We start from the raw sequence: 25,139 nt of genomic DNA on the forward strand, positions 1-25,139 counted from the left end.
CGCGCAGGTGAACCGTCTCACTTAGCGGGATCCCCGCTTCTCACCATCGCGTTTCCGGTTTATGAACGGCGTGAGAACTTCTCCCCACCGGAAGGAAACCCGTGACGCGATTATCAAGAATCCTGCTGGCGGTCGCGATCGCCCTCGGCCTCGTGCAGGTCGCCACCAGCCCCGCGCAGGCCGCCGTGCCGAACCGCTGGGGCTACGCCTACGTCAACGTCCCCGTCGGCGTCCCCAGCCTCGCCCACCAGGCTGGAAGCTGGCCGGGCGGCTTCAACGTGAGCGTCACCCCGGGCGGGGCCGGCGAGACGATCGTCCGGTTCCCGCAGATCGCCGGGCCGGGCGGCGTCGCCCACGCCACCGCCGTGTCGACCGGGCCGCACATCTGCCAGGTCGCCAAGTGGATGCCCATCGGCCCCGACCAGATCGTCGTGGTCAGGTGTCACCAGTTCGGCGGCGCGCCGACCACCGTTCCGTTCACGGTCACCTGGTCGGAGAGCACGCCCCCCATGGCCGGGCCCGGCACCCAGGGCTTCGGCTACGTCCACTACAACGGCGGGATCATCGCCTCCTACAACTCCGCGTTCGGCGCGAACCTCGTCAGCGTGCTGGGCGTCGGCTGGTACAAGGTCGACATGAACGGCCTCGGCTCCGCCGCCGTGGCCGGCGGCATCCAGGTGACGGCGCAGAACGACCTGGCCCAGGCCAGGTGCAAGGTGGTCAACTGGGCGCCGGGAGCGGTCGTCCAGCAGATCGAAGTCCGGTGCTTCAACGCGGTCAACACCCCGATGCACTCCGGCTGGAGCCTGACCTACCAGCGGGAGCGCAACATCAACGGGCGCTGGGTGCCGCCGAAGGCGTTCGGGTACACCTTCGACCACACCCCGGCCAACCCCGGGCCCTACGCGCCGGCCCCGGCCGGCGTCAACTACAACTCGCAGGGCGGGGTCAACACGGTGCGGTCGACCGGCCTGGGCCTGCGCATGGTCACGTTCCCGCTGGTGGGATACGCGATCGACCACGTGCAGGTGACGGCCTACGGCAACAACCCCGACCACTGCAACCTGCAGTCGATCTGGAACACCATGGGCGGCGTCGCCACGGTGCGGAACGTCCAGTGCTGGACCAACGTGACCCGTGCCGACCGCGCGTCGTTCGTGTCGTACACCTCGACCCAATAGAGAAGCGATGAGTTCTCCGCGTCGTGCCCGTCTGTACGTGTGAACCGAAACTCACGGAAGGCAGGCACGATGCGGAAACTGGTCTTCGCCATGAACCTGAGCCTCGACGGCTACGTCGCCGCACCCGGCGACGACCTCGGCTGGAGCACACCGAGCGACGAGTTGTTCCAGTGGTGGTCCGACCGGGTGGGGGCGACCGCCCTGGCGCTCTACGGGCGCAGGATGTGGGAGACGATGAGCGCCGACTGGCCGACCGCCGACCGGCGGCCCGGCGCCACCCCGGCGCACATCGAGTTCGCCCGCCGCTGGCGGGACATGCCGAAGGCGGTGTTCTCCTCGACGATCGACACGGTCGACTGGAACACCCGCCTGGTCACCGGCGACGCGGTCACCGAGATCACCCGGCTCAAGGCCGGAGACGGCGGCCCGATGGACGTCTGCGGCGCCACCCTCGCCGCCACCGCCATGCGGGCCGGCCTGATCGACGAGTACGTGCTGGTCACCGCCCCGGTCCTGCTGGGCGGCGGCAGACCGTTCTTCACGGCCCTGGACGGCTGGGTGAACCTGACCCTGGTGGAGACGCGCACGTTCCCCGGCGGCGTGCTGCTGACCCGGTACGAGACGAGGCGCTGACCTCACAACGCCGGGGACAGGCCCAGCCAGGGTCGGTCCCTGGCGTCGAACCCGGTGAGCTCGGCGATCCGCCCGTCGACGACGTGCAGCACCGCGATCGTGTACAACCGGTGCCGCGTGTCGCCGGGGGCGCGCAGGTAGAGCGCGGCGGCGGGCATGCGGTTGAGCGTCGTGGCGGCGCAGCGCCAGTCGTCGTGGCCGGGCCGGAAGAGCCCGCCGGAGACCCAGCCGTCCACCGCCTCCCTGGCCGTCGTGGTCACCGTGCCCGGCACCGGCAGCATCGCGAAGCGCAGGTCGTCGCGGAGCAGGGCGCTCAGCCCGTCGAGGTCGTTGCGCTCATGGGCGTCCATGTACGCCCTCACGACGCCGCGCTCCTCCTCCGACAACTCGTGCGTGGCGGGGCTGCGCCAGTCGAGGCGGCGGCCGGGCAACCGCTCGCGCACCGTCACCCGGGCCCGCTGCAACGCGCTGGTCACCGACGCGACGGTCAGCCCGAGGGTCTCGGCCGCCTTCGCCGCCGGCCAGCCCTGGACGTCGCGCAGGATGAACACCGCCCGCTGCCGGGGCGGCAGGTGCCGGACCGCGACGACGAACGCCAGCTCGATCGTCTCCCGCGCCACCACCGATTCCTGCGGGTCCTCGGGCAGCATCACGTCGGGGTAGGGCTGGAGGTCCGCCAGCCCGGCCGGCACGGGTGTGCGCTTCTCCAGGTGGTCGAGGCAGGCGTTGGTCGCGATCCGGTAGAGCCAGGTCCGCAGGCTCGCCTGCCCCTGGAACGTCTCCCGCCGGCGCCACGCCCGCAGGAGCGTCTCCTGCGTCAGGTCCTGCGCGTCCTGGTAGTTCGCGAGCATGCGGTAGCAGTGCACCTGCAGCTCACGCCGATGGCGCTCGGTCAGCAGCGCGAACCGCGCGGCGTCGTCGGTCATGGTCGTCGATCCTTCCACCGGGGCCTCACGAAGGAACTGACGGCCCGGCCGCGGATTTCTGATCGGTCAGTGACCGGCGCCCGCCAGGTTGAGGCCGACCACGCCCGCGAGGATGAGGAAGATCGACACGATCTTGAGAGGGCTCACGTCGTCGCCGAGCAGGATCATGCCGAGGGTGGCCGTGCCGACCGCGCCGATGCCGGTCCAGACGGCGTAGGCGGTGCCGACGTCCAGGCTCTTCAGCGCGACCGCGAGCAGCCCGAAGCTGAGAACGGCGAAGCCGACGAAGGCGACGGCCGGGACGGGCACGGAGAACCCGTCGCTGAGCTTGAGCGAGTAGGCCATCGCGACCTCGAAGAGACCGGCGGCGATGAGGAGGATCCAGGCCATGACGACTCCTTGTGGGAGCGTCGTCTTGGCGGTCCGGGTACGGCGCGTCTCGTCCGGGCGGATCCCGTCGTCGGGCCGCATCCGGGTCAACGGCCGTGTTACGCGGATGATTCCCCCATCTCACAATTCCGCCGAAACGATGGTGAGATCCCGACCCGTCACATTCCGCAGGGTGCCGGACATCTACCAGGTGTCCGACCACCTGCGGCAAGGAGACGCCGTGACACATCGAGATCGCTTCGAAGCGGTCTATGACGCGTACTACCCGGCGATACACCAGTACGCCGCCCGCCGCACCGGTTCCCCCGACGACACGGCCGACGTCATCTCCGAGACCTTCCTCACCGTCTGGCGGCGCATCGGCGACCTGCCCGAGGGCGAGGAGGCGCTGTTGTGGTTGTACGGGGTGGCCCGCCGCGTCCTGGCCAACCAGCAGCGCGGCGCGACCCGCAGGGCGGTGCTCGCCGAACGGCTGCGCGCGGAACTGGCCGCCGACCGGCCGGTCACGCCGGTCGAGCTGGAGCACGTCCGCGCCGCCTTCGACGAGTTGCGCGAACGCGACCGCGAGGTCCTGGCGCTGGCCTGCTGGGAGGGCCTGACCAGCGACCGGATCGCCAAAGTGGTGGGATGCACGGCCTTCACCGCCCGGACCCGGCTGCATCGAGCGCGCAAGCGGCTGGCGGCGGCGCTGGAGCGGCAGGCGTCCTTGACGATCGCGATGGGAGAGACATGAGCGACATCGACCACCTGGTGAAGGCCATCGACCCCGCACCGCACGCGCCGGAGCCGGGGCCCGGCGCGCGCGAACTGCGCGAGGCGATCCTGAGCACTCAGCCACAGCCGCGCCGGACAGCCCGGCGACGGCCGTGGCGGGCCGGCGCCATCGGGCTCGCGGCGGCCGCGGCTGCGACGGCGCTGCTCCTCGACCAGGTCACCCCCACCGCACCGCCCTCTCCCCCGGCCGCACCGGTCTCGATCCTGCTGGTCGCGGCCGCCAAAGCCGAAGCCGCCCCCACGGGGGCCTACTGGCACCTCAAGGAGTCGTCCACGGGATTGCGGTCGCGGCCGTTCGGCAAGAAGGGCGACACCTACCACCTGGAGCTCACCGGCGTGTCGGAGACGTGGGCGGCCGAGGACGGGCGCACCTGGACCGGCTTCAGGGAAATCGCCCGCCCCTCGGACCTGGCGGCCTGGCGCCGCGACGGCTCGCCGACCGAGTGGCCGATGGGGCCCGACGGCGGCGTCTACTCCACCTCCCCCGGCCAAGGCACGTTCTTCCAGAACGGCAGGAAGTCCCGGCTCTACTGGAGTGCCCTGCCGATGACCCTGAAGGAGATCCAGGCGCTGCCCACCGACCCGGAAGCGCTGAAGGAGCGCGCCCTCGAGGCGATCCGCAGAGACGACGGCGCCGGGCCGCCGGAAGCGGGCCTGCCGCGCACCCTGGCCTCGCTCCTGTACGAACTGCCCGCCTCCCCTCAGGTGCGCAGTGCCGCCTACCGGGCGCTGGCGACGCTGCCCGGGGTGCGGGTCGACGGCCCGGCCACCGACCCGCAGGGCCGGGCGGGCGTCGCCGTGACCTTCCTGATCCAGGGAGACCGCACCCCCCCGATCAGGCTGATCATCGACCCCGGCACCTCCAAGGTGCTGACCTTCGAGGTCTCCACCATGCCGAAGCAGGAGGGTTACCGGGTCAACGTGGTGCTGGAGTCGGGCTGGACCAACGCCGAGCCCGCCCCGTCGGCCCCGTAGACGCCGCCCGTCACGCCACCGCGGTTCCTTCGAGTTCGACCAGCTGACCGGGAACGGCCAGCCGCGTCACTCCGAGCATCGTCGTCGCCGGCGCCGCCCCGGCCGCCCCGAGCCGGGCGGCCAGCACGCCGTAGTGCTGGAAGAGCAGGTCGACGTCGGTCGTGTAGACGTTCAGCCGGACCAGGTCCGGCAGCGCCATGTCCGCCCCGGCCAGCACCGCCTCGACGTTGTCGAGGCTCAGGGCGAGCTGCCCCGCCATGTCGTCGGAGTGCCGGGGCTTGCCGTCGGCGTCCATCGCCGTCTGGCCCGACAGGTAGAGGGTCCGGCTCTCGCCGGTGACCAGTTCGCCCTGGTTGAAGCCCAGTTCCAGCGACCACGTCACCGGGTTGACGGCCGTTCGCCGCAGCGCCATGAGAAGACTCCGTTCGTTCGCGTGGGTACGGTCAGAGCCTCCCGCCGAATCACGACATCCTCTGTCGTGTATTCCTCCTAAGGTTTCCGTATGCGTGCCGACCGGCTGGTCTCCCTGGTGCTGCTGCTCCGGCGGCACGGCCGGTTGTCCGCGTCGGCGCTGGCCGGGGAGCTGGAGGTGTCGACCCGCACCGTCCTGCGCGACATCGAGGCGCTGTCGGCGGCGGGGGTGCCGGTCTACGCCGAGAGGGGCCGGCACGGCGGGTTCACGTTGCTGCCCGGCTTCCGTACCGAGCTCACCGGGTTGACCCCCGACGAGGCCCTCGCGCTGCTGATCGCGGGGTCGCGGCGGGGCGCGCAGGCGTTCGGGCTGGGGTCGGCGCTGGCGTCGGCGATGCTCAAGGTGGTCGACGCGCTGCCCGACAGCTACCGCGACACCGCCGCCGGGGCGGCCGAGCGGCTGCTCATCGACCCGGAGACCGATCTGCTGTCGCGGCGGCTGGTCCACGACGAGGCGCCCGACGCCGTCGCCGCGGGGGTGCTGCGCGCGGTGCTCGCCGGGCGCAAGCTGCGCATCCACTACGCCGCCGCCGACCAGCGGCCGGAGTGGCGCACCGTCGACCCGATCGGCCTGGTGACCGTGCGCGACCGCGGCTATCTGCTGGCCACGCGGTCGGGCGCCGACCGCACCTACCGGTTGTCGCGGATCGCGGCCGTCGAGGAGCTCGCCGAAGCGGCCGAGCGGCCCGCGCGCGTCGACCTCGACCGGGCCTGGCAGGAGCGCGGCACCCGCTTCCGGGCGGGCGGCGACCAGGTCACCGTGCTGGTCCTGCTCGACGCGGCGCGGCGGGAGGAACTGGCCGGCACCGCGCTGGCCGTCATCGCCGAGGACGACGAACCCGACGGCCGCCTGCGGCTGGAGGTCTCCTTCCAGGACTCCCGCCACGCCATCTGGGCGTTGTGGCGGCTCGGCGCGGGGGCCGAAGCCCTGTCGCCGCAGTGGTTGCGCACCGCGCTGCACGAACGCGCCGTCGCACTCGCCGACAGATACGGCTCCGGTACGGCTCCGCCCGCCCGGCCGCCGGCCTGAGCCCGCGCCGAAAACGCGTTGCCGCCGGTCTCTCCCGGAACGTATGGTCTTGCGCCCGTGGTCACAGTTGTGGAGCGGGTACTTCCCCGGCGTCTCGGGCGCGGGTTCCGGTGGTTGCTGGCGTCGAGCTGGCTGACGAACCTGGGCGACGGCATCGCCGCCGCGGCGGGCCCGCTGCTGGTCGCGTCGCTGACCGACGACCCGCTGATGATCTCGTTGTCAGCGCTGGTGAGCTGGGCGCCGCCGCTGCTGTTCGGCCTCTACGCGGGCGTGTTGTCCGACCGCCACGACCGGCGCCGGATCGTGCTGGCCGCGAACGCGGCGCGGGCGCTGGTGCTGATCCTGCTCGTCGTGCTGATGGCGACCGGCCGGGTGACGGTGGAGGCGGCACTGGCGCTGCTCGCGCTGCGGGCCGTCGCGGAGGTCTTCGCCGACAACGCGACCGCGACGCTCACGCCGATGCTGGTCGACCGCGACGACCTCGTCGTCGCCAACGCCCGGCTGGGCACCGGCTTCATCACGCTCAACCAGCTCGCCGGGCCGCCGGTCGGCGCGGCGCTGTTCGGCCTCGGCCTGGCCTGGCCGTTCGCCGGTCAGCTGCTGCTGGTCGCGGCGGCGATCGTGCTGGTCACCCGCATCACCCTGCCCCCGCAGACCCGCCAGGCCGACGGCCGCAAGCCGAACGCGCTGCGCGAGCTGGTCGAGGGCTTCCGCTGGACGGCCCGCCACGCCGCCGTCCGGACGCTCGCCCTGACGATCCTGATCTTCAACTTCACCTTCGGCGCGGCCTGGTCGGTGCTGGTGCTCTACACCCAGGACCAGCTCGGCCTCGGCGCGCTCGGCTTCGGCCTGATGACCACGATCGGCGGCGTCGGCGGCCTGATCGGCACCGGCCTCTACGGGGCGATCACCCGAAGGGTGAGCCTGGGCGCGCTGATGCGGATCGGGCTCGTCATCGAGACCTTCACCCACCTGGGCCTGGCGCTGACCCACTCCCCCTGGGTCGCCGGGGCGATCTTCCTGGTGTTCGGCGCGCACGCGTTCATCTGGGGCACCACCTCGGTCACCGTCCGTCAGCGTGCGGTCCCGGCCGATCTGCAGGGCCGCGTGGGCAGCGTCAACACCGTCTGCGTGTACGCCGGGCTGGTGGTCGGCTCACTGATCGGCGGCGTGCTGGCCACCCGCTTCGGGGTCGCGGCCCCGTTCTGGTTCGCGTTCGGCGGCTCGCTAGTGTTCCTGGTGGTGTTGTGGCGGCAGCTCATGCACATCGCCCACGACGACGTACCGGCTAGTTGAGGACCTTGAGCAGCTGCTCGCCGAGCACCTCCGCCGACGCGGGGTTCTGGCCGGTGAGCAGGTTGTGGTCGACGACCGTGTACGGCTTCCAGGGCTCGCCCTTGCTGTAGTCGACGCCGAGCGCGATCAGCTCGTCCTCCAGCAACCACCGGGCCTGGGACGCCAGCCCGACGCCGGCCTCCTCCTCGTTGGAGAACGCGGTGACCTGGTATCCGGCGAACGGCGACTCGCCGCGCACCCGCGTCGCCAGCAGCGCGGCGGGTCCGTGGCAGACGATGGCGAGCGGCTTGCCCGAGGCCAGCGCCGCCGTCAGCAGCCGCCCCGCGTCGGGGTCGGCGCACAGGTCCTCCATCGGGCCGTGCCCGCCGGGGCAGTAGACGGCGTCGTAGTCGTCCAGCCGCGCCTCGGAGAGCCTGATCGGCCGCCGCAGCTCCTCGGCCCGGCGGATGGTGGCCTCCAGGTCGAGCGCCGCCTGCGCGCCGCCCGCCATGTCGGGCCGCAGGCTCATCATGTCGACGGTCGGGATCACCCCTCGCGGGGTGGCGACGGTGATCTGGTGCCCCGCCTCGGTGAGCAGCCGGTAGGGGGCCGCGAACTCCTCGGCCCAGTATCCGGTGGCGTGCCGGGTCCCGTCCTTGAGCGTCCAGTACGACGCCGCGGGCATCATGAAGAGCAACCTGGCCATGGGCGAACGCCCCCCGTCCTGATCGTGGCCTTCACCAGCCACTTTATGCACTTCGTCACATTTGCCGGGGGATGGGGGGCCTGGTTAACGTGGACGGGAGGGACCACCGGAAGGAGGGGCCCATCGACCGGAAGAGGATCGGCGACAGGTTCTGGGAGACCTTCTCGCCGACGTCCGAACGCCCGCGCAGCGCACTCGGCCTCCGGATGGTGCTGGCGATCTTCGGGCTGGTCGTCTGCGGCGCCCTGGCGGTCGTCGCCTTCCTGCTCGGCCTCGTGGTGCTGGGCGTCATCATGGCGATCCTGGCGCTGATCGCCCTCGTCGACCTGGTCGTCGTGGTCCGGCGGCGGCGCGCCGCGTAGGGGGTGCCGATGTCCCGGGACGGACACCGGCACCCGGCCTGTCAGGGCCTGACCACGCAGCTCATGCCGTTGAGCGTGAAGGCCGTCGGCTCGGGGTTCAGGCCCGTGTGGGAGCCGTTGAAGCCGAGGTTCATCGTCGCGTTCGGCGCGATCTGGGCGTTCCAGGCGACGTTGCGGGCGGTCACGTGGCGTCCCGACTGCGACCAGTTCGCGTTGTGGCCCGACACGAAGCGCTGACCCGCGTCGGGGAAGTCGAACTCCAGGCTCCAGATGCTGATGGGCGTCGTGCCGGTGTTCTTCACCGACATCCACACGGCCATGCCGGTCGACCACATCGCGCTGTCGTAGGAGACCTCACACGGGCCCGCCGTCGGCGTCGGGCTCGGGGTCGGAGTGGGGCTGGGCGACGGGGTGGGCAGGCCCTGCCGGGCCAGGATCGGGGTGGGCGTCGACGGGGGGCTGACGTTGCCCGCGGCGTCTCTGGCCACCACCGAGTAGGTGTAGTACTGGCCGGTGACCAGGCCGCCCTCGTTGAACATCCGGTACTGCGTGCCGACGCTGCCGACCTTGATCCAGCCGCCCGAGATCGACTCCCGGTAAATGTCGTAGCCGGTCACGCCCACGTTGTCGGTGGAGGCGTCCCAGCAGAACGCCGTGCCGGGGAAGTCCCACAGGCAGCCGTCGCGCACGTTCTGCGGCTGGCTCGGCGGCTGGGTGTCGCCCGGTTCGGGCGACGGGGTGGGCGTCTGCATGCCGGTGGTGGCGGTCAGCGTGATGAACGACGAGGGCGCGCTCACGTTGCCCGACAGGTCACGGGCGACGAGGTAGAAGGAGTAGGCCCGGCCGAGCGTCAGCCCGCCGACGATGGTGGGGCTGCTCGTGGGCGAGGAGGTCTTCACGAACCCCGTCGAGGTGAGCCGGTACACGTCGTACCCGGCCACCGAGCCGCTGTCGTCGGTCGAGGGCGTCCAGCAGATGCCGACCATGCCGCCCTGCGAACTCGGCGGCGGGCAGGACATCAGGCCGCCGGGGCGCGACGGCGGGGTCGTATCGGCCGCGAAGGCCGGGAGCGGGGTGATGATCGCGAGCAGCGCTCCGGCGATCAGGGACATGCGCAGTCTCATGCCCGGATGCTCCGCCCCGGCTGGTCGGCAGGCCAGCGAACTCCCCTACGCCGCCGAGGAAGCGCAGGTCGCCTGTGAAACTCTCAGCTGCCCGCCCTCACCTGCGCTGATGCCGGTTCGGGCGGGCCGAGCACGTCGAGGAGGCGACGGGCCGTGTCGGTCACCCGGCTGGCGCCCTTGCGGGCCACCGCCTCGGCCAGCCCCGGCACCTCGCCCCGGGCGCCCGCGAGCACGGCCGCCTTGACCGCGACGTCGAGCAGGCCGGCCAGCCCGTGGACGGGCCGCCCGCGGCGGCGCAGCAGCAGGGGCAGCGCCTCGGCCAGCAGCGCCCACGTCTCCCGGTGGGCTCCCGTCAGCACGAGCTCCTCCAGGGCGGGCGTGGCCCGGTTCAGCAGCACGGCGCCCGCCCCGGCCAGTTCGCCCAGGGCCCAGCCGAAGTCGGGGGCGGCGAGCTCGCCGCGTACGGCCAGGATCTTCATCGCCTCGACGGCGAGGTGCCGTTTCTGGGGATCCTGGTGGCCGAGCACCATCGTGACGGCGCTCGCCGTCGCGCGGCCGACCGGGCCGCTCCCCTGGACGAGCGCCCGGAGCGCCGACACCCGGGCCCGGTTCGTCCGGACGCCCGCCGCGAAGCATTCGAGCAGGTGGGCGGCGACCACCTCGCGGTGAGAGGGCAGCACGGTCGGCCACCACCGGATCTCGTCGGAGTAGTGGTTCCAGTCGCCCGGCCCGAGCGTGCACAACGCGGCGATCGGATCGGCCGACCCGGCGCCGGCCGGCCAGCCGGTGAGGCTGGCGTGCTGTTCGCTCTGACCACCGTTCGACAGAGTCCTGAGGCGGGCTTCATCAACGTCAGTCCACGCTTGCAAGTTCGGTGACCGCGGATTGAAGGTCGATCACTCTGTTGGGGATCTACTGGCCGGTGAACGCGTGAATTCTTCTACGACGAGGGCGGAGTTGTCGGTGTCGATCTCCAGCAGGAAAGCGATGATCACCCCGATAATGCTCTGATCATTATCGGGCAACTCCTGAACCCACACCGCCCGGCCTTGAAACACCGGCTCACGACCCGGCTGGAACAACGTCACCGGCGACCCTTCAGGCCCGGTGACACGAGCGGAGCTGAGCACCAGACTCAAGGTGATCAGCGCGTCCGCCCCGGTGACGGCCACCACCCGCTGCCGCTCCATTGACCCCACCCATCCGCCCTGCCCTAACCTCTTGGGCCGATCCTCAACCCGCGCGCCTGCACGACGTTTACGCGCTCAGCGCTCCGGTGCGGTCACAGACGGCCCGAGTGCCGCGAAACATTCCCCGGCCCCAACTCCCCGGGAGCGGCAGGAGCGGCAACTAGCAGATCCGCGCCGTCGCCATGCTAGGGAGAAAGCGTGATCTTGACCTTGTGCGTCCGGCCCCGCGAAGCGCGGGCTCCACATCGCCTCTTACCACCCACGCCTTGAACTGGCCTCGACCTTGGCATCGGCCTTCAACTTCATGGCGAACTCCATCTCGATCGGCCCACCGTGAACGCGATCTCACCATCGGCGCCGCCCTCGACGACAGCCTCCAGCAGCTCATCGCGCACAACCTGGACCGCCTTGGCCAGCTTGACTCCACCGCTCAACTCCCATACCTCGTCACCAGGGGGACCGCGCCGAACCCGCCCACACATAGCAGGCGAGGTCATCACGGGATCACTCACCGTAAAGCAGACGCCCAGCAAGTGCCCCAGGCTTCCCTGATCTCCACCGAAGCTCCCGCAATAGCGCCCAGCCATAGAGGATCACCTTGGCTACCATCTCTCTCCACGCTGCCAAAGCCTTCGGCCATCGGCGCAGCGAAGGCCGGGCGTTGGGTACTCCCGGGCTCGCGCTGCGGCAGATGAGGAGTTTGAGGAGGCCATCGACGCCTTCCAGCAAACATGCATATCTGCCGCGAGACCGCCGACCGGCTCGGCGAAGGCCAGACGTTCAACAACCTCGGGACCGTGCTGGCCGAAATTCAGCGCTTTGAAAAAGCCATCAACGCCCACACTTCAGGCCGGGCCGATCTACCGCGAGACCGGCGACCGGCATCGCGAAGACATGGCGTTAAACAACATCGAGCTCACGCTGGGAATAAAGGGCGCTGACAGATAGCCGATCATAGACAGGGTACGCCCACGGCAACCCGGACACGCCTGTTTCATAGGCGTGTCCGCACAGGAAACAAGCGATTGCTCACCCGGGGTCTCACCTCGACGTAGTTTTGCGCGATACCACCTATGAAGCAGAACGACTCTTCGGCTCGGTCTGCTCCAGCAGCGGGTGGCCTGGCCCATGTCCCTCGCCTTTTGCTAGGCGGCGAGGTTGTTCAATCTGGTCAGAGTGTTGGGTCGGTCCCGCACTGATCGTTCGACTTCACGACGGCCGGCAGCAGGCCTCAGATCGCGGGAGATGCGCCGGGTTTCACATCATCTCAGCCGGCGGAGAGAACTTGCCTGCGAGTCTATATATTCAAATATTTGACACAATGAACGAGTTAACATTCCTTCCTCGTCGACCAGGATGAGGTCGCCCTCAATTCTAGTTGAGCCGCCCGGTTCTTCCCCCTCAATTGCGAGCTCCATGATCACGATCCTGGCATCTATGATAGTTATCGTCATTTTGGGCAGGAATATGGATGATGTCTTAATGGCCGAAGGATATTGCTTGTCCGACTTCTGTACTCGAAGTATCTCCCGGCAATGACTCTCGAACACTTTGTCATTGGTGGGCGAGCATTCCCACTCAGTCGTTGGGCCATCTTTGAGTTGAATAATTCTCCGATAGCGCAAATAGTGCCCATTCGAGTTTCGACGGGTTACGCGTGATGTCAAAATATCATAATAATTCTTCCGCTTCACGCTTTCGAGCGTAAGGGCCGGACCGTAACGCTCGGTTCCTTCAGACGGCCGATGATCAAGAATCAATATTTCCTTCTCGGCGCGATCAAACAATCGGGCGGCGAAGGTGTACGGATCGGGATCTTCAGTGTTACGGTAATTTATAAATTCCCCTCGCAGTCCACCTCGTCGGGAAATAATTTCCAGGAGAGCCATTATTTCTTTGGATCGCCTGTTGTCGTCACGCCGAAAGGCGATTATGGCATTGATGATCGCAAGCAGCGAACAGATTGTGATTAGGGATACGGCGATTATTAAGCGGGACGGGTCGTCCAGGATGGGATCTGTTATCTTCCCTAGGGCTGGCTGAAGAATTAACCCGACCAGAAACGCTATGGTAGCCAGTAGAATCCCAGTGCGCCGCCCCGGCTGAGGTTCTCCGTTCATTGCCACAAAAGTCCTCCCAGCCTAGTCGCCGCCCGGAGTCAGTACCAGGTCGGCTGGCTAGCTCCTAATGGATTTCGCTCTGCTATTGAGGTAGTGGTGGCCCTAATCCGGGTAGGACGAGCCCGCCGTGGTAGGCGATGACTGGAAAGCGGTCACGCAGCTCCATTTTATGAGGACGCGCCCAACTGTTGCCTCACCTACTTTCAGGGTGGCGGCTATTTCCTGGTTGGACATGCCGTGGGCGATGTGGATGAGGATTTCGCACTTGCGTGTGGTCAGTGAGCTCATCTTCGCCGGGGTGGGGCTATGAGGGCCGTGATGAGAGGCGAAGTCCTTGAGGAGTCGGCGGGGGACCGATCGCGCCAGATATCTGTCGCCCGCGGCGCCCGCGCGTAACGCGCTATAGACCACGTCGCCGATGTTGTACATCGTGAGGATGAGCACCTTGATGGGCCGATCGGCGTCATGGGCGAATCCGCCAAAAGTTACATCCCTGGTGGCCTGGATGCCGTCCAGTTCGGGCATGCGCACGTCCATCAAGACGACATCAGGTTGAAGCCGGCGGGTAGCCTGTACCGCGTCCAGCCCGCTGCCGCTCACTCCGGCGACCGTGATGTCTTCCTCGGCACGAAGCAACATGGCTAGCCCTGCTCTGATCAGCGGCTGATCATCGCAAAGGAGCACCTGAATCGCCATGGGCTGCTCCCGGATGTGGCATGCGGCGAATCCTTGGTCGTAATTGTCCACCTGCGACGGGATCGCGTCGAGCGGGTGCCGCTTTCGGTCACCAAGGGCTTCGGTCACGGGTGACTTGCGGGTGGCTGGCCTTGCTGGCGTGTATGGGCGTTGGGTAACAGGGCCCGGACACGAAATCCGCCGGTGGGGAGAGCAGCGGCTTCGAACGTGCCGCCGATCACCAGAACCCTCTCGCGCAGACCCAGCAAGCCGTGTCCGGTGGACAGCTTGCGTCCGCGAGGCTGTGGGCGACTGCTCTCCTGTTTGATGATCTCGACCGGTAACTGATCGTTCTTCCAGCCCACCAATACGGGCATGCCGTGCTTCTGCCCATCAGCGAACGCGTCCAGGGCGCCGAACACCCCCGAAACGCTCATCGCCCGCGCCAACCTCGCCTACTGGGGCTGACGATGTAGGGAGACAGGCGCTGGCGGCCGGTCCCAGGACGGCTCGTGAGCGTTCACCGAAATTCGGTCACTACTGGCTTATTTGGGCCGTCATAAGCACGGAGGCGGCTAGATCATTCAAGTTCGGGTTGTCCCCCCAGCCGGTCGAAGGTCCGGCGCCTGCCACATGCCCGGAACCTGTCCGGAACGGCGCGGCACGCTGCGGGGAGTGCGGCGGGCTGTCTCCAGCGTCCGGCTTGCCACGCCGCCTCGAACGTTTGCAATGACTCTTGACGTGATTGCAGAAGACCGGACGGATGCTGACGCGTTGACACCTGCACATTCGCAGGATTCCTTAAGCCTGACCGCAGCCCAGGGGTTGGAGAGTGCTCACACGTGGATACCGGTTGGTGACAGATGCACCGAAACGCCTTACGTTTGCTGACGGCCTGGGATGCTAGGCATCACCATGACCAATCCCGCTCCGCCACCCGACGCCGTCCGTCGGCCAACACGCCCGCCCACCCGTATGCGGTGTTGCGGGCGCGGCTGCAGGAGCTGCATTGCTTCCAGCGCAAGCCGTCCTAACGCGCCCCGGCACTAACGACCGATTGCGCAATGAGCCAGACCACAGCGCATGCGGTGATCAAGTGCGCGAAGCTGCCACGCTTGGGAACCTCGAACTCATCGTGGGAGCCCTTAGAGCAAGTGCGGAGCTGGTGGAGGAGTTCCGGGTCCTTTGGCTAGCAGCCGACGCCACACTCCAACACTGGTCATCCCCCAGCCAATCGCCAACGCCACCTCGCTGGACAGCATCACTCTCACTGGCCATACCGACCCCATCAAAGGGGTGGCGTTCCACCCCGGCGGCCATGCGCTCGCCACCGCTGGCTTCGACGGTTGGTCGGCTATGGGACTCGGCCAGCAACCAGCAAGTTGGTAGCCCCCTCGCTGGCCACACAGGCTACGTCTTGGGGGTGGCTTTCCACCCCGACGGCCGCCTGCTCGAAACCGCAGGCTTCGATGGAAACGTACCGCTGGGAGACATCGGCTGAGCGAGACCATCCCATCGGCAACGCCCCAGAGACCTTGTCGCGGCTCCCAAGCGCCTCTGCGACGCGTTCCTGGCCGACCGGGTCTGTCCGTTGAACGGCTCTGTCGCAGGTTCAATGAACGTGCCCGGTCAACCAATTCAGGTGAGGTTGCTCTTTAGAGAGATGCCGAGCGATCTGACTTGGTCCTGGTGTACGTCAACCCCTGGATGGCAAAAGCCCCGACCAGGCTGTCCGGTCGGGGCCCTATTTGTCACATGCACACTTGGGGTCAGATCAATTTCCGAGAGGGAGCGGGATGTTCAGGTCAGGGGACTTGATGCCGAGTGCGTCCATGACGCGTTGTGCCGCGACTCGTCCTGGTCCGCGAGTTGTGGAGATCTTGTCGCCGGTGATGATGTTGCCTTGCCACATCCCGGCGTCGCGACGCCAGTCGATCTTGGTGGCGAGGTCGATGTACCGGGCTTGGCGCCAGGCCGGGTCCGGGTTCTTCTCGATCTCGTAGGCGACATGGCCGATGATCACCAGGCCGGTGGCGGTCATGTTGATGTAGTGCCGCCGGTAGTCGACCACCTGATTCGCCGGTCCGCCCGAGGTGGGCAGGGCCGCGATGGCGTTCCATGGGGCCATGTGCTCGGTAAGGGTGGCCAGCATCGCGAGTGTGCGCTCGACGAAGGCGTCCTGGGCTTCGGTGTTGCCGATCACTTGGGTGCTCCGCGCAGGGATGCTGGCCTCGCTGAGCGCGTAGTCGCGGAAGAGCAGCTCCTTGATCATGCCGCGCACCTGGTTCAGGAGGAAAACCGCAGGGGAGTTCATCGACAGGCTCTTGGAGGTCTCGTCAATACGGCCCCGCAGGAATGCCGACTCGTCCACAATCTTCGTGAGTACCCGGTTGAGGGGCTCACGGGTGTTGAAGGCCGCCAGGAGGCTGGCCGCGATCTGCTTCGTCTGTGCCGCGTCCGCGAAGTCCTGGTGGATGCGAGCCAGGTCGGGCTCCACGACGATCACGACGGAGATGCTGTCGCTCATGAAGGTCGAGCCATCGGTGAGGCTTTCACTCCGCCGGGAGATCGCCAGAAGCCGGTGTTGCCCATCGGTGATGGAGAAGCGGGTCTCATCACCGATCACCACGAAGCCCACGGTCATGGCGAAGTTGCCGCGGGGGACGTGGATGGCGGGCACGGAGCGGACGTTGAGCGTAACCGGCGGCAGGATGTAATCGTGCTCGTTGTCGGCCAGGTACTTGGTGATCGACCGGACATGACTGGTGTCGACGGGGCGGTTGGTGGCCATCCGGGGGTTGCCGCCTTTGACCGCCGGCTCGGAGATGACGTGCTTGGTGAGGAAGGCGAAGGAGAAGGCGGTCGTCAGCATCAGTCGCCCGCCCTGCTGGAAAACCACACAGGTAAAGACCCGGCCCCCTGATGCGGACGCGGCCTCGCTCGCGGCCGCCTGTGCTGCTGTCAGGGAATCGTGCTGCGTGAGACCCATCTCTGCCAGAAACATCAAAATCCTCTCGTTGGATACCGATCCCCCGACCGCGACGACTCTAGCGCGAATCAACTTCAACTACGTTCATTTTTCAACGTAGTACGCCCACTTTTCAACGTAGGATTTTAGGCACATTTCAAGCAGCGTTTAGTGCATCCGAAACCAGCTCTAATAGGGCCGGTCCGGAGTCATCACATTCGGCGACATGGTCGCCGCAAAGCCTTAGTAGCGGCGTCAGGCCACCGCTTCGCTCCGCGCCGATAAGACAGGCGCGGCGGGCCGAACACGTCGGTGTCGAGCGGGACCCGGCCCAGTTCACCGACCGCCAGCTGCGCCAGGGGCGGCGCGGCGACCGGCAGCACCCTGACCAGGTCGACCACGGGGACCTCGGCGGGTTCGGGGCGCAGCCGCTCCCACAACAGGGTGAACGGCTCGATGTCGCGGTCGTGCCCGTGGGTCAGGAACCGCCCGGCGCACCCGTCGAGCAGCGCCCGCCGGTCGAGCCGCCCCTCGGCCGCGAGGGCGGCCAGCGCGCCGATGAAGGTGTTCTCGTTGTAGGCGCTGTTCCACTTCCCGTCGTGGACGATCGGCGCGGCGACGCCCTCGGCGGTGAACACCCGGGGCGTCAGCACGTCGAGGAACGGATCGTCGCGGAGCACGCCGAGCTTCCCGCCGTGCCAGAACCGGTGGCACACGTCCCACAACCAGCCGACGACGAAGGCGTCGTTCTCGGGCACCTCGATGCCCGTCTCGATCGCGAGCCGCGCGGCCAGGTCGTAGCCGGGCTGCCCGTCGACGTTCTGCCACCCCCGCCGGTCGCCCGGCCGAAGGCCCGTGACGAGCCGGTGGGCCAGGTCACGCCGCCACCGCTCGTCTCTCGGGCGGAGGATCTCGGCGATGCGCACGGCGTCGTCCCTCGGCCGCCGCGGCAGCCGCAGTTCACGGCGGCCGAGCCAGGCGGCGACCTGCGCGGCCCCGGAGAAGCACGCCGCTCCGGCGACCCGGAACGCCCCCGCCTGATCGGCGACCTCGGCCCGCGACCGCCCGGCCAGCCGACGGGGCAACTCGCCCGCGACGGCCTTGCGGTCGGCCTCGGTGAGCGACCCGACGTGGGCGGCCAGCCCGGCGTCGTCACCGGCGTCGACGTACTTCCCGACCTGCTCCCACGCGTTCACGCCCGGGACTCTAGCGGCGCCCGCCGACAGAACCGTTCCGGAAGAGGCGGGGCCGGGAGCGAGGGCCGCCACGGCGTGACAGGCTCCGCGTCACTCCGCCGGCTTGAGTGAGACGTGGTAGTGGCCGACGAGCCACCGGTCGCCGTGGCGTTCCAGGACCATCGTCACGTGGCGTCGGGCGACCTCGCCGTCGGCGTAGGTGAAGTCGGCGGCGGCGTAGCCCGCGATGACGTCGTCGGCGGAGCGGCGGGCGTCGATGATCGCGTAGTCGACCCGGAGTCCCGCCGGCTGGCCGTCGTAGTAGGCGACGACCGAGGCGCGACCCCGGGTGGGCTCGGGGTGGGCGCCCTGGAACAGCGCGTCTTCGGCGAACACCGTGCCGATCTCGTGGGGGTCGTGGACGTCGATGCCGTGTTTCCAGACGGCGAGCACGTCGGCGAAGATCCGCTCGCTCATCGGCCCGCGCTCTGGCCACCGTCGACGTGCAGGAACTCGCCGGTGACGAGCGGCGCGCGCTCCAGGTAGAGCACGCCGTGGATGACGTCGCTGATGTGGCCGATCTTCTTCATCGGGTGCATCTGGGCGAGCTGGTCGGGGTCGCCGCCGCTGTGCAGCGGGGTGTCGATCAGGCCGGGCGAGACGGCGTTGACCCGGATCCCTCGGGACGCGTACTCGATGGCGAGCGACTTGGTGGCCGCCGCGACCCCGCCCTTGCTCAGCGAGGCCAGCACCGAGGGGACGGCGGAGTTGGCCTGCTCGACGAGCGTGGTGGTGATGCTGACGATGTGGCCGCCGCCCTGCTCGAGCATCGGGTCGATGACCTGCTGGGTGAGGTAAAAGAAGCCGCCGACGTTGATGTCCATGACCTTCTTGTAGTCGTCGTGGGTGTAGTCGGTGAACGGCTTGGCGACGAACACGCCGGCGTTGTTGATCAGGGTGTCGACGCGCCCGAACCGGTGCAGGGCGGTCTTCACGACCTGCTCGGCGGTGGCGGGCTCGGCGATGTCGCCGGCCACCGTGACCACGTCGGGGTCGTCGCTCGGCTCGACGGAACGCGAGGTGGCGACCACGGCGTAGCCGATCTCCCGGTACGCGGCCACCAGGGCCTCTCCGATGCCCTGCGATGCCCCGGTGATGACGGCGACGCGCTGATCTGACATGACTTGCTCCTAGACGGTCGGTCTACTACTGACATTTCCGTTTTAGCCGACCGGTCGTATAATTGCAACATGGGCCGAACGTCAGACGCTCGGGAGCGCATCCTCGCCGCCGCCACCGATCTGTTCTCCCGCCGCTCCTACGGCTCGATCGGCGTCGCGGAGATCTGCGCGCAGGCGGGCACGCCGAAGGGCAGTTTTTACCATTTCTTCGAGTCGAAGCAGGCGCTCGCGCTCGAGATCATCGACCTGCAGTGGAACTCCCAGCGTGGCCGCTGGCAGCGCATCCTCGACGGCGACGCCCCGCTCGTCCACCGCCTGAAAGACCTGTTCGCGTTCACGGTCGAGATGCAGACCGCGTCGCTCAACGACGCGGGCGTGGTCTCCGGCTGCCTGTTCGGCAACCTCAGCCTCGAACTGAGCACCGGCGACGACCCGATGCGGCAGAAGCTGCGCACGATCTTCGACGAGCAGGTCGACCTGATCCGCCAGTCGATCGAGGCCGCCCAGGCGAAGGGCGAGCTGACCACGATCGACGCGCCGGGGGCCGCGAAGTCGATCGTCGCCCAGATCGAGGGCACGGTCCTGTTCGCCAAGCTCTTCAACGACCCGGGGCAACTCGACCAGCTCTGGGCCAACAGCCTCCGCCTCCTGCAGGTCGCCGACGCGTAACGTCGGAGAGATGGCTGAGACGTACGACCATCGGGGGACCCCGGTCACGCACGGCCGCGCCCACGTCAACGGCATCCGCATGCACTACGTGACCGCCGGGCGCGGCGAACCGCTGTTGCTGCTCCACGGCACCCCGAAGAACCATTTCTACTGGTACAAACTGATCCCGCTGCTGACCGAGCACTTCACGGTCGTCGCCCCCGACCTGCGCGGCTTCGGCCACACCGACAAACCGCCGGCCGAAGAGGGCTACGACAGCCTGGCCAGCGCCGCCGACGTGGCCGAACTGATGGACCGGCTCGGCCACCCGAGCTACCACGTCCACGGCGAAGACCGCGGCGCGGAATACGGCTACGTGCTCGCCGCCACCCGCCCCGAGCAGGTCAGGACCCTGTCGTTCGGCGAGATGCTGCTGTCGGGCGGCGGCTTCGAGGAGTGGACGCACTTCACGCCGGAGCACGTCTCGGCCCAGTACCGGCGGCAGGGCGTCTGGTTGTGGCACCCGCCGTTCTTCTGGCTCCCGCACATCCCGGAGATGCTGATCACCGGGCACGAGCAGGAGTTCTGGGAGTATTGGATCAAGGCGGAGACCTACAACCCCTACGCCATCTCCGAAGAGGCCGTCGCCGAGTGGATCGGCTGCCTGAAAGCGCCGGGCGGCCTGCGCGGCTGCCTGGAGAGCTACCGCGCGGGGCTGAAGACCGGCTGGCCGCGAGCCTGCGCGACTTCATGCTGAACCGGCCTTCAGCAGCAGTTCGCTGAGCTCCGCGGGCGCCGTGACCATGCAGTCGTGCCCGCTGCGCAACTCCTCGACCCGCGCCCCGGGCGGGACGCGGCGGGCGACGCCGTCCGGGACGTCGCCGACGCAGTGGACGTGGGTCTGCGGGATGGCCGCCAGGGCCGCCTCGTCGAGGCTCACCGGCTGCCGGAAGCAGCGTGCCGGCTCGTCCGAGAGCAGCGGGCGCAACCAGGCGACGTCGGCGGGGTCGGTCACCCCGAAATCACCGTCCATGGGCGGGACGCGCCAGCTCCCGGCCGCGTCGATGAGGTCCTGCGTGAACGGCATGACGTCGAGCACGCTCTCGCCGTCGGCGGGGACCATCGCGTCGACGTACACGAGCGCGGAGATGCGCTCCGGAGCCTGGCTCGCCACGGCGGAGATCACCATGCCGGCGTAGCTGTGCCCGACGAGGACCACGTCGGTGAGGTCCTCGTCGGTGAGCACGGCCAGGACGTCGGCGATGTGGGTGTCGAGGCCCACGTCGGGGCCGAGCAGGTGTGCCTTGTCGCCGTGGCCGGTCAGCGAGGGGGCGAGCACGCGGTGCCCGGCTTCGGTCAGCAGGGGGACGACGCGGTCCCAGACGCGGCCGCTGTGCCAGGCCCCGTGGACGAGCAGGAAGGTCTTCATGGGAACGACGCTAGAGATCCGTTAGGAACCTTTTGGTACCTTTCGGCTCGTGCACGATTCCGCGGGGAGCGTCTTCCTCGCCGACTGCCCCGCCCGCCTGGCCATCGAGCTCATCACCACCAAGTGGGCGGTCGTCGTGCTGTTCGCGCTCAGCCGGGGGCCGTGCCGGCACGGCGAGCTCGTCGACCTCGTCGGCGGTGTCTCGCGCAAGGTGCTGACCCAGACGCTGCGCCGCCTCCAGGGCTACGGCCTGGTCGAACGCCACGCCTACGCCGAGGCTCCGCCGCGCGTCGAGTACAGCCTGACCGACCTGGGGCTGACCCTCGTCGAGCCGATCGCCGTGCTCACCGACTGGGCGAGGTCGCACGGCGACGCGATCGTCACCTTCCAGGAGAACGCCGCTCCAGACCGTCGAGCATGAGCGGCAGGAAACGTTCCGGGATGACGCCCGGGTTGCAGGCGAAGACGTTGAGCAGGTCCATGACGTCGCCGGTGCCCACGTCAGACCGCATCGCGCCGTCGGCCTGCGCCTGGCCGACCAGCACGTCGAGCCGTTCGACCAGCGCTTCTCTCGCCTCCGGCGCGGAGGTGCCGGCCAGCGCGGCCGCGACGGCGCCCCGGCCCTCCTCGACGGCGTGGACGACGAAGGCGCGCACGGCCGCCCACGCGTCGGGCCCGGCCGACGCGGCCGCGTCGAGGGCGTCGATCAGCTCGTGGACGTACTGCTCCGCCAAGGCCGCGAGCAGCCCGGCCCGGTCAGGGAAACGCCGGTAGAGGGTGCCGACCCCCACCCCGGCCCGGCGGGCGATCAGCTCCATCGGCGCGTCGGTGCCGCGCTCGGCCACCACGTCGCGGGCCGCTTCGAGAATTCTGTCCCGATTGCGGCGGGCGTCGGCGCGCATGTGAGATCCTCCGGCTAAGTGGACGACAGGCTTCCGCTTACTGTAGACGAGGAGGAGTCACGTGGCGATCGTGGTGACGGGCGCGACGGGCACGATCGGGCGCGCGCTGATCGGGGAGCTCGGCGGCGAGGCGCTGGCGGTGGTGCGGCGGCCGGACCAGGGCGCGGAGCTGGGCTGCGACTACGTCGTCGGCGACCTGGAGCGCCCGGAGGGCATCCCGATCGGCCCCGGCGACCGGCTCTTCCTCAACAGCTCGATCTGGCCCGGTTTCGTCGCGGCCCACCGGGCGGCGATCGACCACGCGGCGGCCCGGGGCGCGGCGCAGGTGGTGACGGTGTCGGTGCGCGGCGCGACGCCGGCCGGGCTGCTCGCGTCCGGCCTGCACGGGCAGGTCGACGACCATCTCCGGGCGTCGGGCGTGCCCTGGTCGATCCTGGCGCCGGTCGGGTTCATGCAGAACCTCGCGGGCGACGTCGACGAGGAGGGCCGGATCTTCGGTTCGTACGGCCGGGGCCCGGTCGGCTACGTCGACGCGCGCGACGTCGCGGCGGTCGCGGCCGCGCTGCTCACCCGTCCGGTCGGCGACGACGCGACCTACGAGCTCACCGGCCCGGCCGCGCCGACGCACGACGAGATCGCCGCCGAGCTCACCCGGACGCTCGGCCGGCCGGTGCGCTACGTCGACCTGACGGTCGAGGAGGGCGCGGCGCACTTCGAGCAGCGCGGCCTGCCCGCCCCGGCGGCCCGCGACCTGGCCCTGCTGATGGCCCAGACCGGCGACGGCCGCTGGGCGGGCACGACGACGGCCGTCGCCGACGTCCTGGGCCGCCCGGCCCGCTCGTTGCGGGAGTTCCTCGGGTAGCGGCCGCCCTACCGCGTCGTCAGGAGGCCGCGCTGGTAGGCGGCCACCAGCCGCCGGGGCACCAGCACCCGTTCGCCGTCGACGACGATCGGGACCAGGTCGGGGGCCGTGGCCTTCCATTGGGCGCGGCGGTGGCGGGTGTTGCTGCGGGAGGTCCTGCGCTTCGGGACGGCCATCGTCACCAGCTCGCCTTCGTGATGCCGGGCAGTTCGCCCCGGTGGGCCATCTCGCGGAAGCGGATCCGCGAGAGGCCGAACTTGGTCAGGTGCCCCCGGGGGCGGCCGTCGACGGAGTCGCGGTTGCGGACGCGGGTCGCGCTGGCGTCGCGGGGCTGGCGGGCCAGTTCGCGGGCCGCGGCGGTCTTCTCCTCGGGGGTGCCCACCCGGATGAGGTCCTTGAGTTCGGCGCGGCGGGCGGCGTAGCGCGCGACGACCGCGCGGCGGCGGTCGTTGGCGGCGATCTTGCTCTTCTTGGCCATCAGATCTTCTCTCCCCTGGCTCGGATGCGGGCCACGGCCGCCTCTATGCCGATCTTGTCGACGGTCTTGATCGCGCGGGTGCTGAGGGTGAGGCGGACGTGCCGGTTCTCGCTGGGCAGCCAGTAGCGGTGACTCTGGATGTTGGGGTCCCAGCGGCGGCGGGTGCGGCGGTGGGAGTGGGAGATCCGGTTGCCGAAGACCGGCTGCACGCCCGTGAGCTGGCAGTGGGCGCTCATCGTTCCTCCCGGAACTCGACGTGGCGGCGCACGATCGGGTCGTACTTGCTGAGGGTGAGGCGGTCGGGGTCGTTGCGGCGGTTCTTGCGGGTCACGTACGTGTAGCCGGTGCCCGCCGTGGAGCGGAGTTTGATCACCGGGCGGAGTTCGTTCCTGGCCAAGGCCGAGGTCCTTCCTTGAGCTGTGTCCGTGTGATGATAATGATAATTGTTTTCATTCGCCACTTGAGAGGTCCGCCATGACCACCCCCGTCGTCCTGGTCGCCGGCCTGCACCGCCGGGCCCGCACCGACACCGTCCACCGACTGCTGGCCGCCCATCCCGGCTCGGTGGCCGTCCACCACGATCTGCGCGAGGTCGCCTCCGGCCGGGTCGAGCGCACCGTCCGCGACGTCACCGGCGTGCTGGAGCGGGCCGAGGTGCGGCTGGCGCACGGGTGCGTCACCTGCACCGTCAGGGAGGACCTGCTGCCCGAGCTGATCCGCCGCGCGCCGGCCGCGTCGCTGCTGGTCGTCGACCTGTGGGACGCGGTCGAACCCCGGGCGGTCGCCGAGGCGCTCGACACCGAGGAGGCGGCCGAGGCGCTGCGGCTGACCTGCGTGGCGACCGCGCTGCACGCCGCGCGGCTGCCGGTCGACATCGTCCGGGGCGAGCGGTTGGCGGAGACCGGGCACGGCACCGGCGGCGACCGCCGGCACCTGGCCGAGGTGCTGGCCCGGCAGACGGAGTACGCGACCGCTCTGGTCCTGTACGGCGGAGACGAGGAGGACCACGACCTCTCGCGCGCCCTCCTGGCCCACCTCGCGCCCGCCACCCCCGTGGCCGACGGCCTCCCGGAGGTGACCGGTCCCGCCCTGGACACCCGAACTTTGGCCGAGCGCGTCGACCCCGCCACCGCCGTGTTGCCCTGCGACGCGCGGGACGGCGAGGTCACCACCGTCGTGTGGCACCGCCTGCGCCCGCTGCACCCCGCCCGGCTGTTCGAGGCCCTCGACGACCTGGTCACCGCGTCGGTGCGCTCGCGCGGCCGGTTCTGGCTGGCCACCCGGCCCGACCGGCTGCTCGGCTGGGACGCCGTCGCGGGCGGCATGGCCGTCGAGGACGCGGGCCCGTGGCTGGCCGCGCTGCCCGGGGCCGCCTGGGACCTGGTCTCCCCCGCCCGCCGCGCGGCCGCCGCCCTCGACTGGAGCGACCCGCTCGGCGACCGCGTCCAGCATCTCGTCTTCGTCGGGCCCGACCTCGACCGCGACCACATCCACGCCGCGCTCGACGCGTGCCTGCTGACCCCGGAGGAGGCGGTGGCCGGTTCGTCGGCGTGGGCGCGCTACGACGACCCGTTCGCCCCGATCCTGGAACCGGCCGAAAGTCCGAGGCTCGGCTCCGACCGTTGACCGAGGTGGTGCGGGCGGGAGCTTCGTAGCCTCGGGCG

At 69.4% G+C, this 25,139-nt stretch carries 32 protein-coding genes and 1 riboswitch; of the genes, 12 read left to right on the plus strand and 20 right to left on the minus strand.

Going from position 1 to position 25,139, the window contains the following annotated elements; translation table 11 throughout:
• Positions 1-101: 101 nt before the first annotated feature.
• Both AW274_RS26535 and AW274_RS26540 read left to right on the plus strand, forming a co-directional pair.
• The gene (locus AW274_RS26535; RefSeq protein WP_062437264.1) at positions 102-1,181 is read left to right on the plus strand and encodes a hypothetical protein; all 1,080 of its coding nucleotides are present in this window, start codon (positions 102-104) and stop codon (positions 1,179-1,181) included.
• 69 nt (positions 1,182-1,250) lie between these two features.
• A complete protein-coding gene (locus AW274_RS26540; RefSeq protein ID WP_062437265.1) occupies positions 1,251-1,814 on the plus strand; it encodes a dihydrofolate reductase family protein in 564 nt (187 codons plus the stop codon).
• 2 nt (positions 1,815-1,816) lie between these two features.
• Here the strand turns inward: AW274_RS26540 and AW274_RS26545 are convergent, their stop codons facing one another.
• Both AW274_RS26545 and AW274_RS26550 read right to left on the minus strand, forming a co-directional pair.
• The gene (locus AW274_RS26545) at positions 1,817-2,740 is read right to left on the minus strand and encodes an RNA polymerase subunit sigma-70 (protein ID WP_062437266.1); all 924 of its coding nucleotides are present in this window, start codon (positions 2,738-2,740) and stop codon (positions 1,817-1,819) included.
• A 66-nt stretch (positions 2,741-2,806) separates the two neighbouring features.
• Entirely contained in the window at positions 2,807-3,130 is a 324-nt protein-coding gene (locus AW274_RS26550; RefSeq protein ID WP_062437267.1) for a DMT family transporter, read from the minus strand.
• Positions 3,131-3,144: 14 nt separating this feature from the next.
• Positions 3,145-3,212: riboswitch (guanidine-III (ykkC-III) riboswitch) on the minus strand.
• A gap of 138 nt (positions 3,213-3,350) precedes the next feature.
• Between AW274_RS26550 and AW274_RS26555 the strand changes: the two genes are divergently transcribed.
• Both AW274_RS26555 and AW274_RS26560 read left to right on the plus strand, forming a co-directional pair.
• Complete coding sequence (locus AW274_RS26555) at positions 3,351-3,863, plus strand: RNA polymerase sigma factor (protein ID WP_232320386.1); 513 nt, start codon at positions 3,351-3,353, stop codon at positions 3,861-3,863.
• A complete protein-coding gene (locus AW274_RS26560) occupies positions 3,860-4,879 on the plus strand; it encodes a CU044_5270 family protein (RefSeq protein ID WP_062437268.1) in 1,020 nt (339 codons plus the stop codon). Before AW274_RS26555 ends, AW274_RS26560 begins: the two co-directional genes overlap by 4 nt.
• 10 nt (positions 4,880-4,889) lie before the next feature.
• Here the strand turns inward: AW274_RS26560 and AW274_RS26565 are convergent, their stop codons facing one another.
• Positions 4,890-5,285: a RidA family protein gene (locus tag AW274_RS26565; RefSeq protein WP_062438000.1), complete on the minus strand. Its 396-nt coding sequence runs from the start codon at positions 5,283-5,285 to the stop codon at positions 4,890-4,892.
• 96 nt (positions 5,286-5,381) lie between these two features.
• On the opposite strand from AW274_RS26565, the gene AW274_RS26570 reads away from it, so the two are divergent.
• Together AW274_RS26570 and AW274_RS26575 are read left to right on the plus strand one after the other, a co-directional pair.
• On the plus strand, positions 5,382-6,380 hold the full coding sequence (locus AW274_RS26570; protein WP_062437269.1) for a helix-turn-helix transcriptional regulator: 999 nt from the start codon (positions 5,382-5,384) through the stop codon (positions 6,378-6,380).
• A gap of 57 nt (positions 6,381-6,437) precedes the next feature.
• Positions 6,438-7,676 carry an MFS transporter gene (locus AW274_RS26575; RefSeq protein WP_062437270.1) on the plus strand — a complete coding sequence of 413 codons (1,239 nt, stop codon included), beginning with the start codon at positions 6,438-6,440 and terminating at the stop codon, positions 7,674-7,676.
• On the opposite strand, the gene AW274_RS26580 is transcribed toward AW274_RS26575, so the two are convergent.
• Entirely contained in the window at positions 7,669-8,361 is a 693-nt protein-coding gene (locus AW274_RS26580; RefSeq protein WP_062437271.1) for a type 1 glutamine amidotransferase domain-containing protein, read from the minus strand. The genes AW274_RS26575 and AW274_RS26580 overlap by 8 nt on opposite strands.
• Before the next feature lie 89 nt (positions 8,362-8,450).
• On the opposite strand from AW274_RS26580, the gene AW274_RS26585 reads away from it, so the two are divergent.
• Positions 8,451-8,723, plus strand: a complete 273-nt coding sequence (locus tag AW274_RS26585; protein ID WP_198169423.1) for a DUF6343 family protein — start codon at positions 8,451-8,453, stop codon at positions 8,721-8,723.
• A 41-nt stretch (positions 8,724-8,764) separates the two neighbouring features.
• Here AW274_RS26585 and AW274_RS26590 read toward each other — a convergent pair whose 3' ends face one another.
• The 10 genes from AW274_RS26590 to AW274_RS26625 all read right to left on the minus strand — a co-directional run bounded on the left by AW274_RS26590 (position 8,765) and on the right by AW274_RS26625 (position 19,156).
• Positions 8,765-9,847 carry a cellulose binding domain-containing protein gene (locus AW274_RS26590; protein ID WP_083974837.1) on the minus strand — a complete coding sequence of 361 codons (1,083 nt, stop codon included), beginning with the start codon at positions 9,845-9,847 and terminating at the stop codon, positions 8,765-8,767.
• A gap of 83 nt (positions 9,848-9,930) precedes the next feature.
• Positions 9,931-10,716, minus strand: a complete 786-nt coding sequence (locus tag AW274_RS26595) for a hypothetical protein (protein ID WP_157520746.1) — start codon at positions 10,714-10,716, stop codon at positions 9,931-9,933.
• Between the two features lie 27 nt (positions 10,717-10,743).
• Positions 10,744-11,037: a hypothetical protein gene (locus AW274_RS26600; protein ID WP_062437274.1), complete on the minus strand. Its 294-nt coding sequence runs from the start codon at positions 11,035-11,037 to the stop codon at positions 10,744-10,746.
• A gap of 1,262 nt (positions 11,038-12,299) precedes the next feature.
• Complete coding sequence (locus AW274_RS40630; protein WP_157520747.1) at positions 12,300-13,163, minus strand: hypothetical protein; 864 nt, start codon at positions 13,161-13,163, stop codon at positions 12,300-12,302.
• 96 nt (positions 13,164-13,259) lie between these two features.
• Positions 13,260-13,961, minus strand: a complete 702-nt coding sequence (locus tag AW274_RS26605) for a response regulator (protein WP_369408672.1) — start codon at positions 13,959-13,961, stop codon at positions 13,260-13,262.
• Positions 13,958-14,269, minus strand: coding sequence for an ATP-binding protein (locus tag AW274_RS41525; RefSeq protein ID WP_198169424.1), 312 nt, complete (start codon positions 14,267-14,269; stop codon positions 13,958-13,960). The genes AW274_RS26605 and AW274_RS41525 overlap by 4 nt, the downstream gene beginning before the upstream one ends.
• Positions 14,270-15,606: 1,337 nt before the next feature.
• A complete protein-coding gene (locus AW274_RS26610; protein ID WP_062437276.1) occupies positions 15,607-16,836 on the minus strand; it encodes a DNA sulfur modification protein DndB in 1,230 nt (409 codons plus the stop codon).
• Between the two features lie 176 nt (positions 16,837-17,012).
• Positions 17,013-17,996 carry a hypothetical protein gene (locus tag AW274_RS26615; RefSeq protein WP_062437277.1) on the minus strand — a complete coding sequence of 328 codons (984 nt, stop codon included), beginning with the start codon at positions 17,994-17,996 and terminating at the stop codon, positions 17,013-17,015.
• Positions 17,997-18,086: 90 nt separating this feature from the next.
• Positions 18,087-18,452, minus strand: a complete 366-nt coding sequence (locus AW274_RS26620) for an SgcJ/EcaC family oxidoreductase (protein ID WP_062437278.1) — start codon at positions 18,450-18,452, stop codon at positions 18,087-18,089.
• Positions 18,449-19,156, minus strand: coding sequence for an SDR family NAD(P)-dependent oxidoreductase (locus AW274_RS26625; protein WP_062437279.1), 708 nt, complete (start codon positions 19,154-19,156; stop codon positions 18,449-18,451). Before AW274_RS26625 ends, AW274_RS26620 begins: the two co-directional genes overlap by 4 nt.
• Positions 19,157-19,225: 69 nt before the next feature.
• On the opposite strand from AW274_RS26625, the gene AW274_RS26630 reads away from it, so the two are divergent.
• Both AW274_RS26630 and AW274_RS26635 read left to right on the plus strand, forming a co-directional pair.
• A complete protein-coding gene (locus AW274_RS26630) occupies positions 19,226-19,825 on the plus strand; it encodes a TetR/AcrR family transcriptional regulator (protein WP_062437280.1) in 600 nt (199 codons plus the stop codon).
• Positions 19,826-19,835: 10 nt separating this feature from the next.
• Positions 19,836-20,561 carry an alpha/beta fold hydrolase gene (locus tag AW274_RS26635; protein ID WP_083974841.1) on the plus strand — a complete coding sequence of 242 codons (726 nt, stop codon included), beginning with the start codon at positions 19,836-19,838 and terminating at the stop codon, positions 20,559-20,561.
• Here AW274_RS26635 and AW274_RS26640 read toward each other — a convergent pair.
• Positions 20,553-21,233: an alpha/beta fold hydrolase gene (locus AW274_RS26640; RefSeq protein ID WP_062437281.1), complete on the minus strand. Its 681-nt coding sequence runs from the start codon at positions 21,231-21,233 to the stop codon at positions 20,553-20,555. The two genes, AW274_RS26635 and AW274_RS26640, sit on opposite strands and share 9 nt — an antisense overlap.
• Before the next feature lie 49 nt (positions 21,234-21,282).
• Between AW274_RS26640 and AW274_RS26645 the strand changes: the two genes are divergently transcribed.
• Positions 21,283-21,654: a winged helix-turn-helix transcriptional regulator gene (locus AW274_RS26645; protein ID WP_062437282.1), complete on the plus strand. Its 372-nt coding sequence runs from the start codon at positions 21,283-21,285 to the stop codon at positions 21,652-21,654.
• Here AW274_RS26645 and AW274_RS26650 read toward each other — a convergent pair.
• Positions 21,614-22,135, minus strand: a complete 522-nt coding sequence (locus AW274_RS26650; RefSeq protein ID WP_062437283.1) for a TetR/AcrR family transcriptional regulator — start codon at positions 22,133-22,135, stop codon at positions 21,614-21,616. The two genes, AW274_RS26645 and AW274_RS26650, sit on opposite strands and share 41 nt — an antisense overlap.
• Before the next feature lie 61 nt (positions 22,136-22,196).
• Between AW274_RS26650 and AW274_RS26655 the strand changes: the two genes are divergently transcribed.
• Positions 22,197-22,997: an NAD(P)H-binding protein gene (locus tag AW274_RS26655; protein ID WP_232320388.1), complete on the plus strand. Its 801-nt coding sequence runs from the start codon at positions 22,197-22,199 to the stop codon at positions 22,995-22,997.
• A gap of 8 nt (positions 22,998-23,005) precedes the next feature.
• On the opposite strand, the gene rpmF is transcribed toward AW274_RS26655, so the two are convergent.
• The 4 genes from rpmF to rpmG are packed head-to-tail and all read right to left on the minus strand — an operon-like array spanning position 23,006 to position 23,872.
• The gene (gene rpmF / locus AW274_RS26660; RefSeq protein ID WP_062437284.1) at positions 23,006-23,173 is read right to left on the minus strand and encodes a 50S ribosomal protein L32; all 168 of its coding nucleotides are present in this window, start codon (positions 23,171-23,173) and stop codon (positions 23,006-23,008) included.
• A 2-nt stretch (positions 23,174-23,175) separates the two neighbouring features.
• Positions 23,176-23,475 (minus strand): 30S ribosomal protein S14, encoded by a 300-nt coding sequence (gene rpsN / locus AW274_RS26665; protein ID WP_062437285.1) that lies wholly within the window; start codon positions 23,473-23,475, stop codon positions 23,176-23,178.
• Positions 23,475-23,711, minus strand: a complete 237-nt coding sequence (gene rpmB / locus AW274_RS26670) for a 50S ribosomal protein L28 (protein ID WP_062437286.1) — start codon at positions 23,709-23,711, stop codon at positions 23,475-23,477. The genes rpsN and rpmB overlap by 1 nt, the downstream gene beginning before the upstream one ends.
• Complete coding sequence (rpmG, locus tag AW274_RS26675; RefSeq protein ID WP_062437287.1) at positions 23,708-23,872, minus strand: 50S ribosomal protein L33; 165 nt, start codon at positions 23,870-23,872, stop codon at positions 23,708-23,710. Before rpmG ends, rpmB begins: the two co-directional genes overlap by 4 nt.
• 77 nt (positions 23,873-23,949) lie before the next feature.
• Here rpmG and AW274_RS26680 point away from each other — a divergent pair, with 77 nt between their 5' ends.
• A complete protein-coding gene (locus tag AW274_RS26680) occupies positions 23,950-25,101 on the plus strand; it encodes a CobW family GTP-binding protein (RefSeq protein ID WP_062437288.1) in 1,152 nt (383 codons plus the stop codon).
• The last annotated feature ends 38 nt before the right edge of the window (positions 25,102-25,139 follow it).

The organism is Herbidospora daliensis (genome assembly GCF_001570585.1).
GTDB lineage: Bacteria > Actinomycetota > Actinomycetes > Streptosporangiales > Streptosporangiaceae > Herbidospora > Herbidospora daliensis.